General features: G+C 70.1%; 14 protein-coding genes and 1 tRNA gene. 9 read left to right on the top strand and 6 right to left on the bottom strand.

Annotated elements, in window-relative coordinates:
• Positions 1-42: 42 nt before the first annotated feature.
• Positions 43-1,293 carry a sarcosine oxidase subunit beta family protein gene (locus HNR51_RS00245; RefSeq protein WP_141950995.1) on the bottom strand — a complete coding sequence of 417 codons (1,251 nt, stop codon included), beginning with the start codon at positions 1,291-1,293 and terminating at the stop codon, positions 43-45.
• 109 nt (positions 1,294-1,402) lie between these two features.
• On the opposite strand from HNR51_RS00245, the gene HNR51_RS00240 reads away from it, so the two are divergent.
• The 7 genes from HNR51_RS00240 (at position 1,403) to HNR51_RS00210 (ending at position 8,036) form a co-directional block, all read left to right on the top strand.
• Positions 1,403-2,398 carry a GlxA family transcriptional regulator gene (locus HNR51_RS00240; protein ID WP_152276489.1) on the top strand — a complete coding sequence of 332 codons (996 nt, stop codon included), beginning with the start codon at positions 1,403-1,405 and terminating at the stop codon, positions 2,396-2,398.
• A 224-nt stretch (positions 2,399-2,622) separates the two neighbouring features.
• The gene (locus HNR51_RS00235; protein ID WP_152276488.1) at positions 2,623-3,573 is read left to right on the top strand and encodes a class II glutamine amidotransferase; all 951 of its coding nucleotides are present in this window, start codon (positions 2,623-2,625) and stop codon (positions 3,571-3,573) included.
• Positions 3,573-4,262, top strand: a complete 690-nt coding sequence (locus HNR51_RS00230; RefSeq protein ID WP_182553639.1) for a GltB/FmdC/FwdC-like GXGXG domain-containing protein — start codon at positions 3,573-3,575, stop codon at positions 4,260-4,262. The genes HNR51_RS00235 and HNR51_RS00230 overlap by 1 nt, the downstream gene beginning before the upstream one ends.
• Positions 4,262-5,608 (top strand): FMN-binding glutamate synthase family protein, encoded by a 1,347-nt coding sequence (locus HNR51_RS00225; RefSeq protein WP_182553638.1) that lies wholly within the window; start codon positions 4,262-4,264, stop codon positions 5,606-5,608. The genes HNR51_RS00230 and HNR51_RS00225 overlap by 1 nt, the downstream gene beginning before the upstream one ends.
• 118 nt (positions 5,609-5,726) lie before the next feature.
• Entirely contained in the window at positions 5,727-7,025 is a 1,299-nt protein-coding gene (glnT, locus tag HNR51_RS00220; protein ID WP_012453484.1) for a type III glutamate--ammonia ligase, read from the top strand.
• Between the two features lie 285 nt (positions 7,026-7,310).
• A complete protein-coding gene (locus HNR51_RS00215; RefSeq protein ID WP_012453483.1) occupies positions 7,311-7,817 on the top strand; it encodes a hypothetical protein in 507 nt (168 codons plus the stop codon).
• Positions 7,818-7,961: 144 nt separating this feature from the next.
• Positions 7,962-8,036 (top strand) — tRNA-Gly (locus tag HNR51_RS00210).
• Positions 8,037-8,109: 73 nt separating this feature from the next.
• Here the strand turns inward: HNR51_RS00210 and HNR51_RS00205 are convergent.
• Together HNR51_RS00205 and HNR51_RS00200 are read right to left on the bottom strand one after the other, a co-directional pair.
• Positions 8,110-8,796 (bottom strand): YehS family protein, encoded by a 687-nt coding sequence (locus HNR51_RS00205; RefSeq protein WP_182553637.1) that lies wholly within the window; start codon positions 8,794-8,796, stop codon positions 8,110-8,112.
• 21 nt (positions 8,797-8,817) lie between these two features.
• Positions 8,818-9,258 (bottom strand): hypothetical protein, encoded by a 441-nt coding sequence (locus HNR51_RS00200; protein WP_182553636.1) that lies wholly within the window; start codon positions 9,256-9,258, stop codon positions 8,818-8,820.
• A 302-nt stretch (positions 9,259-9,560) separates the two neighbouring features.
• On the opposite strand from HNR51_RS00200, the gene HNR51_RS00195 reads away from it, so the two are divergent.
• The gene (locus HNR51_RS00195) at positions 9,561-9,776 is read left to right on the top strand and encodes a hypothetical protein (RefSeq protein WP_182553635.1); all 216 of its coding nucleotides are present in this window, start codon (positions 9,561-9,563) and stop codon (positions 9,774-9,776) included.
• Here HNR51_RS00195 and HNR51_RS00190 read toward each other — a convergent pair.
• From HNR51_RS00190 to HNR51_RS00180, 3 genes are all read right to left on the bottom strand, one after another.
• On the bottom strand, positions 9,773-10,024 hold the full coding sequence (locus tag HNR51_RS00190) for a hypothetical protein (RefSeq protein WP_182553634.1): 252 nt from the start codon (positions 10,022-10,024) through the stop codon (positions 9,773-9,775). The genes HNR51_RS00195 and HNR51_RS00190 overlap by 4 nt on opposite strands.
• Before the next feature lie 111 nt (positions 10,025-10,135).
• The gene (locus HNR51_RS00185; RefSeq protein WP_182553633.1) at positions 10,136-10,333 is read right to left on the bottom strand and encodes a hypothetical protein; all 198 of its coding nucleotides are present in this window, start codon (positions 10,331-10,333) and stop codon (positions 10,136-10,138) included.
• Positions 10,334-10,403: 70 nt separating this feature from the next.
• On the bottom strand, positions 10,404-10,805 hold the full coding sequence (locus tag HNR51_RS00180; protein ID WP_239681654.1) for a hypothetical protein: 402 nt from the start codon (positions 10,803-10,805) through the stop codon (positions 10,404-10,406).
• A 370-nt stretch (positions 10,806-11,175) separates the two neighbouring features.
• On the opposite strand from HNR51_RS00180, the gene HNR51_RS00175 reads away from it, so the two are divergent.
• A complete protein-coding gene (locus HNR51_RS00175; protein WP_239681656.1) occupies positions 11,176-11,778 on the top strand; it encodes a hypothetical protein in 603 nt (200 codons plus the stop codon).
• Positions 11,779-11,844 lie beyond the last annotated feature (66 nt).

The raw sequence follows: 11,844 nt of genomic DNA, 5'->3' as shown, positions 1-11,844 counted from the left end.
TGCGGCGGATGCGTCGGCAGAGCCGGCGCCGCCAGTGAAGCCTCAGTGCAGGTTGGGCTGGGCGCCCATGCCCTTCTCGTCGATGAGGTGGCCGGTGGCGAAGCGGTCGAGGCGGTAGGCGCTCGCATCCGCATGGGGTTCGTCGCGGGCGATCAGGTGGGCGAAGCAGAAGCCGGCCGCCGGCGTCGCCTTGAAGCCGCCGTAGCACCAGCCGGCGTTGAGATAGAGGCCGCCGATCTCGGTGCGGTCGATGATCGGGCTTCCGTCCATCGACATGTCCATGATGCCGCCCCAGTGGCGCAGCAGCCGCAGGCGGCCGAGGCCCGGCCAGAGCGCCATGCCGCCCTCCATCACGTCCTCGATGGTGTGGAGATTGCCGCGCTGGGCATACGAGTTGTAGCCGTCGATGTCGCCGCCGAAGACGAGGCCGCCCTTGTCCGACTGGCTGACGTAGAAGTGGCCGGCTCCGAACGTCATGACGCAGTCGATCAGGGGCTTCACGCCCTCGCTGACGAAGGCCTGGAGCACGTGGCTCTCGATCGGCAGGCGCATGTCGACCATGCCGGCGAGGAGCGACGAGGAGCCGGCCACCGACAGGGCGACCTTCCCCGCGCGGATGAAGCCGCGGCTGGTCTCGACCCCGGTGACGCGCCCGTTCTCGCGGCGGATGCCGGTGACGGCGCAGTTCTGGACGATGTCGACACCCCGGTCGCTCGCCGCGCGGGCATAGCCCCAGGCCACCGCATCGTGGCGCACGGTGCCGCCGCGGCGCTGGATGAGGCCGCCCTTCACCGGAAAGCGGGCGTTGTCGAAATCGATGAACGGCACCATCGCCCGAACGCCCTCGCGGTCGAGCAGCTCGGCATCGATCCCGGCCAGCCGCATGGCGTTGCCGCGGCGGGCGTAAGCATCGCGCTGGGCGTCCGAGTGGTACAGGTTCAGCACCCCGCGCTGGCTGACCATGGCGTTGTAGTTGATGTCCTGCTCCAGCCCCTCCCAGAGCTTCATCGACCGCTCGTAGAACGGGATGTTGCCGGGCAGGCCGTAGTTCGAGCGCACGATGGTGGTGTTGCGCCCGACATTGCCGGAGCCGATATGGCTCTTCTCCAGCACGGCGACGTTGGTGATCCCGTGCTCCTTGGCGAGGTAGTAGGCGGTGGCGAGCCCGTGCCCGCCGCCGCCGACGATCACCACGTCGTAGGCCTCCTGCGGAGCCGCATCGCGCCATTGCGGAGTCCAGTCGCGCTGACCGCGCAGGGCCTGTCCCAGGACACTGAAGAGAGAATAGCGCATGCGGTGATCCGCTGGTCGTCGGCGTTTCGTCGTCTGCCCTCAGCATTAGCCGACATCGTCCGCCGCCCGACTTGCATTTCGCGACACGATTCCGGCAAATCGCGTAGAAATGCGAGACGAGCCCGAAACCCGTACCCGGCCGGGGCGGAAGTCGCCGCGGGCGGAAAACCCCGCGGCCCTGACGGTCGGCTTCGTGCTGGTGCCGGACTTCCCGCTGATGGCCTACACGGCGGCGGTCGAGCCGCTGCGGGCGGCCAACACCCTGTCGGGCTGCGAACTGTACCGCTGGTGGCACGCGGCGCCCGGCGGCGGGGTGGTGCAGGCCTCGAACGGGCTCGGCATCCTCACCGACGTCGCCATCGGCTCAGGAGACATCGCCGCCGACCGCGTCTTCGTCTGCGCGGGCGGAAACCCGGCCGAGTTCGACGACCCGCCGCTTTTCGCGTGGTTGCGGAGCTTGGCACGGCACGGGGCGACGCTCGGCGGCATCTCCGGCGGTCCCTACCTGCTGGCCCGCGCCGGTCTGCTCGCCGGCCGCCGCTGCACGCTGCACTGGGAGCACGTGCCGGCCTTCGAGGAGCGCTATCCCGAGATCGACGTGGTCCGCTCGCTGTTCGAGATCCAGGGCGACCGGATCACCTGCTCCGGCGGCATCGCCGCGCTCGACCTGATGCTCGACCTGATCGGCCGCGACCACGGCGCCGGGCTCGCGGCCGGGGTCAGCGACTGGTTCCTGCACAACCAGATCCGCGAGGGTCTGAGCCCGCAGCGGATGGACCTGCGCCAACGATTCGGCGTGCGTGACCCGCGCCTGCTGCGGGTGCTCGCGGCGATGGAGGCGAATGTCGAGGCGCCGCTTGCGCGCGAAGCCCTGGCCGATCTCGCCCGCGTCTCGGTGCGGCAGTTGGAGCGGCTGTTTCGCGACGGGCTCGGATACGGCGTCCACCGCCATTACCTGCATTTGCGGCTCGACCGGGCGCACCAGCTCGGCCGGGAAAGTGCGCTCAGCCGTGCCGAGATCGCCACCGCGACGGGTTTTGCGAGTGCGGACGAGCTGTCCCGGGCCGAGCGGCGGCGCAGGCGGCAGGCGCAAGCGGCCGATTGAGGCGGCAGACCGAGGGGGAATGCCCCGTCCGGACCGGACCGCAACCGGCCTGCGGACGCGCCGCGATCGCGAGATGCGGGGTCAGCCTCGAATGCGAGGCGACCGGTCGGACCGTCACGACCCGCATCAGTTTCATGAGAGGAAATTTTCGTGCTTGTTAGTTGACGCGACCGCAACACCATGCGATCAAACTCGACAGTGATCGAAAGGACGGGGCGACGCCGATGTGCGGTATTGTCGGACTATTTCTCAAGAATCCGAAGCTTGAACCGCAACTCGGCGCGATGCTGTCCAAGATGCTGGAAACGATGACCGATCGCGGTCCCGACAGCGCGGGCTTCGCGGTCTACGGCTCGGACGGCGTCTCGGATGCCGGCAGCGTGAAGCTGACCCTGCGCGGCCCCGGTCCGGAGGCGCTGCGCAGCGCGGTCGCGAAGATGGAACAGGCGCTGGCCCTCTCGGCGCCGGCCACCGAGCGCGACACCCACACCGTCCTCACGGTCCCCGCCGAGCGGGGGGCGGAGATCCGGGCGTGGCTCGCCGCCCATGCCCCCGGCATCGACGTGGTGAGCGCGGGCAAGCGGATGGAGATCTACAAGGAGGTCGGACTGCCGGCTTCCGTCGCCGAGCGCTTCGCCCTGGAGAACATGTCCGGCACCCACGGCATCGGCCACACCCGCATGGCCACCGAGAGCGCGGTGACGACGAACGGCGCCCACCCCTTCTCCACCGGCACCGACGAGTGCCTCGTCCACAACGGCTCGCTGTCGAACCACAACGACCTGCGCCGCCGCCTCCGGCACGAGGGCCTGAGCTTCGCCACCCAGAACGACACCGAGGTCGCCGCCGGCTACCTCAGCTGGCGCATGCGCGAGGGCGCCTCGCTGGAGCAGGCGCTCGAATCGAGCCTGACCGACCTCGACGGCTTCTTCACCTTCGTGGTCGGCACCGAGACGGGGTTTGCCGTGGTGCGCGACCCCATCGCCTGCAAGCCCGCGGTGATGGCCGAGACCGACGACTACGTCGCCTTCGGCTCCGAGTACCGGGCGCTGGTCGGCCTGCCCGGCATCGACACCGCCCGGGTGTTCGAGCCCGAGCCCGCCAAGGTCTACGCGTGGGAGCGCCAAGTCGAGAGATCGATGGGCGCCGATCACGCCTCCGGGGAGCGCCTGTGATGCCGAACTTCGATCTGCGGACCGCGCCGCTGCGCGACCTGAACCGGACCCTGCACGCCCTGCGGCCCGACACCAACGAGACCCACTGGACCGTCACCGGTCCGGACGGGCGCCACGCCATCGCCGCCGGGCTCGATGCGCCGATCAGCGTCGAGATCGAGGGCAATGTCGGCTATTATTGCGCCGGCATGAACAAGCTCGCGACCGTTCTCGTCAACGGCAATGCGGGTGTGGGCGTGGCCGAGAACATGATCTCCGGCCTCGTCCACGTGCGGGGCGATGCGAGCCAGTCGGCCGGCGCCACGGCGCATGGCGGCATGCTCATCATCGACGGCAATGCGGGCGCCCGCTGCGGCATCTCGATGAAGGGCGTCGACATCGTCGTGAAGGGCTCGATCGGCCACATGTCGGCCTTCATGGCCCAGGCCGGTACCCTGACCGTGCTCGGTGACGCGGGCGAGGCGCTCGGCGACTCGCTCTACGAGGCCAAGCTCTACGTCCGCGGCTCGGTGAAGAGCCTCGGCGCCGACTGCGTCGAGAAGCCCATGCGCGACGAGCATCTGAAGCAGCTGGCCGACAAGCTCGCCGCCGCTGGCCTCACCGGGGAGGTGAGCCCGAGCGAATTCCGCCGCTACGGCTCGGCCCGCACCCTCTACCACTTCCACGTCGACAACGCCGGAGCCTACTGATGACGGATCACCGCAAGGATTCCGGGGCCGCTCCGCGCACGAAACCGCGCCTGTCGGCGACCTTCACCCCCGACGTGATGTCCGAGATCCGCCGTGCGGCGGCGACCGGCATCTACGACATCCGCGGCGCGGGCGCGAAGCGGGCGCTGCCCCATTTCGACGACCTGCTGTTCCTCGGCGCCTCGATCAGCCGCTATCCGCTGGAGGGCTACCGCGAGCGCTGCGGCACCGAGGTGGTGCTGGGCTCGCGCTTCGCCTCGAAGCCGATCCACCTGAAGACGCCGGTGACCATCGCCGGCATGAGCTTCGGCTCGCTCTCGGCCAACGCCAAGGAGGCGCTCGGGCGCGGTGCCACCATCGCCGGCACCTCGACCACCACGGGCGACGGCGGCATGACGCCGGAGGAGCGCGGCCACTCCAAGACCCTGGTCTACCAGTACCTGCCGTCCCGCTACGGCATGAACCCGGACGACCTGCGCAAGGCCGACGCCATCGAGGTGGTGATCGGCCAGGGCGCCAAGCCCGGCGGCGGCGGCATGCTGCTCGGCCAGAAGATCACCGAGCGCGTCGCCGGCATGCGCTGCCTGCCGCCGGGCGTCGATCAGCGCTCCGCCTGCCGCCACCCGGACTGGACCGGGCCGGACGACCTCGCGATCAAGATCGAGGAGCTGCGCGAGATCACCGACTGGGAGAAGCCGATCTACGTCAAGGTCGGCGCCTCGCGGCCCTATTACGACACCGCGCTCGCGGCCAAATCCGGTGCCGACGTGGTGGTGCTCGACGGCATGCAGGGCGGCACCGCCGCGACGCAGGACGTGTTCATCGAGCATGTCGGCATCCCGACGCTCGCCGCGATCCGCCCCGCCGTGCAGGCGCTCCAGGATCTCGGACTCCACCGCAAGGTGCAGCTCGTGGTCTCCGGCGGCATCCGCTCCGGCGCGGACGTGGCCAAGGTGCTGGCGCTCGGCGCCGACGCGGTCGCCATCGGCACCGCCGCCCTGATCGCGCTGGGCGACAACGACCCGCGCTGGCAGGCGGAGTACGAGGCGCTCGGCACCACGGCCGGCGCCTACGACGACTGGCACGAGGGCCGCGACCCCGCCGGCATCACCACGCAGGACCCGGAACTCGCCAAGCGCCTCGATCCGGAACTCGCCGGCCGCCGTCTCGCCAACTACCTCGCGGTGATGACGCTGGAAGCCCAGACGATCGCGCGGGCCTGCGGCAAGAGCCACCTGCACAATCTCGAGCCCGAGGATCTGGTGGCGCTCACCATCGAGGCCGCGGCCATGGCGCAGGTGCCGCTCGCCGGCACCGGCTGGATCCCCGGCAAGGCCGGCCTCTGACCTGCGAGGGCCGCCCCGAACGCTTCGAGGCGGCCCTTCTTCTTGAATGGGCTTCTTGTTGAATGGGCTTCTTGGGTGGGACCAACGTGGGTCCGATGACACCGGGAGATTTCTTGCAATGACGCACGAACTCGAAGTCGCCGCCCGCGAACGCGGCATCAAGTATTTCCTGGTGTCCTACACCGACCTGTTCGGCACCCAGCGCGCCAAGCTGGTGCCGGCCGCCGCGATCGCCAGCACCTGCCGCAACGGCGCGGGGTTTGCCGGCTTCGCCACCTGGCTCGACATGAGCCCGGCGGACGCCGACCTTCTCGCCATGCCCGACCCCGAAGGGCTGATCCAGCTGCCGTGGAAGCCGGAGGTCGGCTGGCTGCCCGCCGACCTCGTCATGAACGGCGAGGCGGTGGAGCAGGGCCCGCGCAACATCCTCAAGCGCCTGATCAAGGAGGCAGCCCAGGAAGGGCTGCAGATGAAGACCGGCGTCGAGTGCGAGTTCTTCCTGATCACGCCCTGCGGCTCGGAACCCGCCGACACCGCCGACAAGCAGACCAAGCCCTGCTACGACCAGTCCGCCCTGATGCGCCGCTACGAGGTCATCACCGAGATCTGCGACGCGATGCTGGCACTCGGCTGGAAGCCCTACCAGAACGACCACGAGGACGCGAACGGCCAGTTCGAGATGAACTGGGACTATGACGACGCGCTGATCACCGCCGACCGGCACGCCTTCTTCAAGTACATGACCCGCTCGATCGCCGAGAAGCACGGCTTCCGCGCGACCTTCATGCCCAAGCCGTTCATGGATCTCACGGGTTCGGGCTGCCACGCCCACGTCTCGCTCTGGCGCGAGGGCCAGAACGTCTTCTCCGACCGCTCCGACGAGATCGGCCTGTCTCAGCTCGGCTACCACTTCATCGGCGGCCTGATCCACTCCGCCGACGCGCTCGCCGCCCTCACCAACCCGTGCGTGAACTCCTACAAGCGCATCAACGCGCCGCGCACGACCTCCGGCGCGACCTGGGCGCCGAACACGGTGACCTATACGGGCAACAACCGCACCCACATGATCCGCATCCCCGATGGCGGGCGCTTCGAGTTCCGCCTCGCGGATGGGGCGGCCAACCCCTACCTGCTCCAGGCGGGTATCCTCGCCGCCGGTCTCGACGGCATCCGTGAGCGGCGCGATCCCGGCAAGCGCCTCGACATCAACATGTACACGGACGGGCATACGGTCGAGGGCGTCAAGCGCCTGCCGCTCAACCTGCTCGACGCACTGCGCGCGCTCGAGGCGAGTTCGGTCCTCAACGAGTCGCTCGGCGCCTTCGTACCGAGCTACCTCAAGCTCAAACGCCAGGAATGGGACGATTACTGCCGCCACCTGACGCAGTGGGAACGCGACACCACGCTCGACTGCTGAGCCCCGTCGAATCCCGGGCGACCGGGACGGTCAGGGCACGGGAGCCCTTTCGAGGAAGCGAACCGAGCCGGGCATGCCGCGCCGCGAGGCCGCTTCCAAGCCCTGCGTTCCCATGCGGTCGGCCTCACCGGGCGATCGGCCTCACCGGGATCGAGGCGACGTGGCGGGCATTCAAGGCCTGGACCGGCACGATCGCCACCGGCGGCTTGCCCGGCCCGGCTCGGACGACATATCGCTCGCTCCGTCCCGCCGGCCGACGGTGCGGGGCAAGGATCCGACCTTCCGATGCGGCTGCTGGGACGCCTCCTGCTCGCGGCCTTCGCCCTGGTGATGGCGGTACCCGCCGGAACGCTGGCGCTCGCGGCCGGCGTGTTCCTCGACCCGTCCTTCCGCGAGGCCTTCGGCCGGCTTGGCCTCGTCGGGCTGATGGCTGGCCTGACGGACCTCGCCGACGGCATTCCGCCGGAGGTGGCGGTGATGGCGGCGTTCGGCCTCGCCCAGGCGCTCGGCCTCCTGCTGATCCTGCCACCGACGCTCGCCGCACTGTTCGGCGAGACCCTCGGGCTGCGCTCTCCGATCTGGTACGCCGCCGCCTCGGGCGGCCTGACGGCACTCCTGCCCTGGCTCGCCCGCGGCGGCGCAGCCCCACCCTCCGGCTCGGAGGCCGCGGCGGCCGAGGCCCGGTTCGCCGCGATCCTGCTTCTCGCCGGCGCGGTTTCGGGCCTCGTCTACTGGCTGATCGCCGGCCGCAGCGCCGGAATCCGGTCCCGCGACGAGACCGGATCCGCCTGATCGCAGCGGATCCGACAGCGCGCGCATTTTTGGGGTGGACAGGCGCCGGCCATCGCTTATGAAAATGACAGCCTCCCGATGTCTCCGGCTTCGGAAGGCATCGTCCGGCTCAAAGAGGCGCCAGCGCCTCCTGAGCGGCCGGATGCGGGCGTAGTTCAGTGGTAGAACGTCAGCTTCCCAAGCTGAATGTCGTCGGTTCGATCCCGATCGCCCGCTCCAACAATTATAGGCACATAGCCTAGTTCGGTGGTATCCCTCTATCTGACGGATACCACCGGGATACCACGCTCCCCTACGTTCCGACCGCTTCGACCGACCGCCCGACGAGGTCGAGGACCTTGTCGATGCGCCGGACTTCGGCCTCGTCGCCGGCATCGAGGGCCTCGACGCGGCGTAGGCCGAGCACGCGGACCTCCTCCATCCTCTCGGCGACGGCGGCCGCCGTGGAGGCCTCCGCCCGCGTGGTGGCCTCGTCGGCCCAGTCATCGGCCTGCGTGTCGAGGCGGCGGCCTCCGTCGGCGCCGGCGACAATGCGGGCCCGGATGGCCAACTTGCACCGGCGTCCGTCCCGTCCCTGCAGGGGCACGAACGCCCAGCCGGGCAGGACGAGGAACGCCACCGTGCCGAACGCCAGAGTGACCGGCTCGCCGGCCTCGACGCGGGCGAGGACCTCGTCCTGCCCGGCTGCCCACAGGGCGCCGCCGAGCCCGACCTGCAGGTCGATGGCCATGGCACGGACGCGGGCGACGGTGACGCCCAGGACGTCGGCCGCCTCGGACGCCGTCGCGCAGATCGGATCCCCGGCTCCGTGCTCGATGACGGCGAGCACCACGTCCGGGCAGACGCGGTGGCTCTTACTGGTCTCGGGCTTGAGCCACGAATCGACGGTGGCATCGCTGGCGCGGGCGATGCGGGCGACGTCGCCCTTCGAGAGGGCGAGGCGCTCCATGAGGGAGACGAGGCGAGCGCGGTTGGACATGGGGGCGGGCTCCTGGGAGGCTCAGGCGAACAGGGCGGTGAAGGCGGCCTTGTCGGCCAGCTCCCCGAGGGCGCCGTCACGGACGACGTAGTAGCCGTAGGAGTTGTCCTCGAACGCTGCGCCCTCGACGAGCTCGATGTCGAACCGGACCTTGTTGCCGTTGTCCCAGAACTCCTGGCCGCGCAGGAACTGGCGGGCGAACCCGAAGCGGGCATCCGTGCCGGTGACCCTGGCGAGCCAGGCGCGGTCGCGGCGGCCCTTGCCGGTATGGAACGTGAGCATGGCGGTCTTGGGAGCGGTGGGGGCGGCCGCCTCGGCGCGGGCCTGCGCCCAGGCCTTGCGGAGGGCCGCGCCGAAGAATTGGCGGGCGCACTCGGGTGTGAGGTCGAGGTCCATCGCCGTGTGGCGGACGATGCTCCAGGCGTTCCGGAAGAGATTGGCCTTGTCGATCTGCTTGTTCATGGCTGCCTCCTGTCTGGTAGGAGACATAGGGTACTTTGTACCCTTATACAACCATATGATGGTACAAAGTACCGTTCACACGCTCGGGTGAATTCCCCCGCGCGGACCCGGCATTCCCTCGCTCGTATGAAATCAGAAGGGGTCCTCGAACGCGCGTTCGGGGACCACTCTCATGCCGTGGCAAGCTCCCCCCGGCCGGGGCGCGGCCGCCGTGCACGGGGACCGCGCGGCCGGAGTGTGGGATTTGGACCGCTTCGTCACCCCGATTGCCGGCGGCCGCGGCCCCAGCGATCATCGCCGCCATGAGCGACGCCCCCCTCTATCCCGTCGAGGACGGCCCCGGCGCCGGCGCCATCGTCGAGATCACCGTGCGGGTGATGGTCGGCCCGGAGCGCAGCACGGTCGTCGTCCGCCGAGGACGGGCGTCTGCGCTGGTCCATGAGGTCCGCGAGCACGGACGCGAGACCGAAGGCCTGGGCGCGGCGGTCGAGGCGGCCGTGCTCGCGGGGCTGCGCTAGGCGGCCGGCTCTCCCTTGAGGATGGCCAGGGCCTCCCTTGCGTCGTCCAAGACGCAGTCGAGCACCGGCCAGCCGGCGACGGCTTCCTCCAACTTGGAGACCGCCGCGGCGATCCGGCCCGGCGGCAGGACAGGCTCGACCAGGCGCACGCCACGCTCGGCGAGGTCCATGGCGTAGTCCGACCTGATCTCGGAGATCTGGGCCGGGCGCCCTTCCCGATACTCGATGCGGGCCGGCTCAAGCGGCATGCCCTCGGCCCACTCGATCCACCAGAACTCGTCGGGGCGGTTCGCCGGGGGCGGCGGGGGGCTCCCAAGGCTGCAGGGTGAAGCCGCCCATCGTGGCGGTGATGCGGACGCTCACGCTCCCCTCCTCGCGTCGTCGGCCCGCTCGTAGACCACGACTTCTCCGCCGGCATCGAGCGCCAACTGCAGGCAGACCAGTTCCATCAGGTTCGGACCGCACAGCCGCCGGCGCTCCTCCTCGCTGAGGATTCTGACGGTGCACCCCGGCGTCCACGCGTCGAGGATGCCCTGCTGGTAGCAGTGGAGGCGCAAGTGGTTCTCCCGGCCGTCAGGCGCCCGCAGGGTGAGGTTCTCCTCGCACTAGGTCACGACGTCTTTGGGCTCAGCCATGGAAGGACCCCACAGCAGGCAGGTCGGCGTCGCGGGTGCGGGCCGGCGGATCCAATGGGATGACGTAGGCGGTCGGGTTGCCCTCGGCGTCGAACTGCATCCCGGACGCCGGCGGCGTGGCGGCCTCCCAGGCCGGCAGCGCGATGAGTTCGAGCGGCTCGAAGCTGGGCAGCCTCGGGATCCTCGGGCGGATGTCGCTGTCGATGAACGGGTCGTAGGGACGGGTGCGGGCGGACGTCGGGATGCGCACGATGCCGAACCTCGCCAGCGCGTCGAGGTCCACGGCCACCCTGTCGGCGATGGCCTCGACCTGGCGGCGGGCCGCAAGCGTGCGGGCCTGCCGGGCACGGCGGGCGGCGAGCGCCCGGCAGCGGATGGGATGCGCCTTCTTCATGCCCCTCAGGCTACCCTCGGCGCGGCCCCGGAACAGGGGGTCCTGCCGCCGGTTGCGGTAACCATGTTGACGGCGGCGGGGGCCTGGATGAACTCGTAAATGAGTTATCCGGGCCCCCGGGGCCCCCGACACAAGCTATATGAGTTGCCCGGCGGCCGGTGTCGGCGACCGCGTTAACCATGCGGTTCCGACAGTGGCCTCTATACGCGACATCCGGACCGCCCCGCCCCCGAGATGTCGCGTATACGAACCATTCGGCCTGCGGCGTCGGCGACCGCGTTAACCCTGGCCTGTGGCGGCTCGCGGTGGCAGGAACGTCGGGAGCGCGGATCCTCGCGCCCTCCTCAGGACCGTCCGTTCAGTGCGCATCATGCTCCACCCGATCCCCGACGGCGTGCCGGTCGTGGGTACGCCCGTCGGGCTCGTGAACCCGACCCGGCTCAAGGAACTGGGCGCAGTCATCACCGCCCGGAACGTGGGCTCGGTGCTGTCCTACGACGGGCGCCAGGCCCTGATCGACGGGCAGCCCGTGGAGCATGACGCCATCGCCGAGCCCCTCTGGGAGGCCATCGACACCGCGGCGCGGCGGCTGTTCGGGCCGCGAGAGTGGACCAGCGACCTCTCGGCCATCACCGGCATGAACACGCGCTCGATGATGCGCGGGCGGATCCTCTCGCACGGCCTGCCGCCGGCCATCCTGTCGCTGCTTGGCCGCGCCGCGGCGAGCCGGTCTCCCCGCGCCCTCGGCCACCTGATGCTCGCCGTCGCGTGGATGTGGGACGAGGCCGTGAAGGATGCCGCGCGCGAGGGGGACGAGGAGGTCTCGCTGGCGCCGGGCGGCCGCCTGTCGCCGCAGGGCCAGGATCTCCTCCAGGAGCGGCTGGACGGCATGCTGGCGCGCGCCTTGGAGCTCGTCAGCGGGATGCAGGCAGACTCCGCCGCGGCCCGGGCCCGGCGCGAAACGAAGCCTTAACCCGGCGCTGCTACGGTCAACGTCCCTTATCAGGCCTTCCGCGGGAAGGCTGTCAGTGGGAGTAGA

Source organism: Methylorubrum thiocyanatum (genome assembly GCA_014138645.1).
Classification (GTDB): Bacteria; Pseudomonadota; Alphaproteobacteria; order Rhizobiales; family Beijerinckiaceae; genus Methylobacterium; species Methylobacterium thiocyanatum.
The sequence above is the reverse complement of the archived record's forward strand: the minus strand, read 5'-3'. Positions and strand labels throughout refer to the sequence as shown.

What these genes read in the sequence shown, in the direction of transcription:
- HNR51_RS00245 (WP_141950995.1), bottom strand. Translation starts at nt 1,293, where the DNA reads ATGCGCTATTCTCTCTTCAGTGTCCTGGGACAGGCCCTGCGCGGTCAG.
- HNR51_RS00240 (WP_152276489.1), top strand. Translation starts at nt 1,403, where the DNA reads ATGCGAGACGAGCCCGAAACCCGTACCCGGCCGGGGCGGAAGTCGCCG.
- HNR51_RS00235 (WP_152276488.1), top strand. Translation starts at nt 2,623, where the DNA reads ATGTGCGGTATTGTCGGACTATTTCTCAAGAATCCGAAGCTTGAACCG.
- HNR51_RS00230 (WP_182553639.1), top strand. Translation starts at nt 3,573, where the DNA reads ATGCCGAACTTCGATCTGCGGACCGCGCCGCTGCGCGACCTGAACCGG.
- HNR51_RS00225 (WP_182553638.1), top strand. Translation starts at nt 4,262, where the DNA reads ATGACGGATCACCGCAAGGATTCCGGGGCCGCTCCGCGCACGAAACCG.
- glnT (WP_012453484.1), top strand. Translation starts at nt 5,727, where the DNA reads ATGACGCACGAACTCGAAGTCGCCGCCCGCGAACGCGGCATCAAGTAT.
- HNR51_RS00215 (WP_012453483.1), top strand. Translation starts at nt 7,311, where the DNA reads ATGCGGCTGCTGGGACGCCTCCTGCTCGCGGCCTTCGCCCTGGTGATG.
- HNR51_RS00205 (WP_182553637.1), bottom strand. Translation starts at nt 8,796, where the DNA reads ATGTCCAACCGCGCTCGCCTCGTCTCCCTCATGGAGCGCCTCGCCCTC.
- HNR51_RS00200 (WP_182553636.1), bottom strand. Translation starts at nt 9,258, where the DNA reads ATGAACAAGCAGATCGACAAGGCCAATCTCTTCCGGAACGCCTGGAGC.
- HNR51_RS00195 (WP_182553635.1), top strand. Translation starts at nt 9,561, where the DNA reads ATGAGCGACGCCCCCCTCTATCCCGTCGAGGACGGCCCCGGCGCCGGC.
- HNR51_RS00190 (WP_182553634.1), bottom strand. Translation starts at nt 10,024, where the DNA reads ATGCCGCTTGAGCCGGCCCGCATCGAGTATCGGGAAGGGCGCCCGGCC.
- HNR51_RS00180 (WP_239681654.1), bottom strand. Translation starts at nt 10,805, where the DNA reads ATGAAGAAGGCGCATCCCATCCGCTGCCGGGCGCTCGCCGCCCGCCGT.
- HNR51_RS00175 (WP_239681656.1), top strand. Translation starts at nt 11,176, where the DNA reads ATGCTCCACCCGATCCCCGACGGCGTGCCGGTCGTGGGTACGCCCGTC.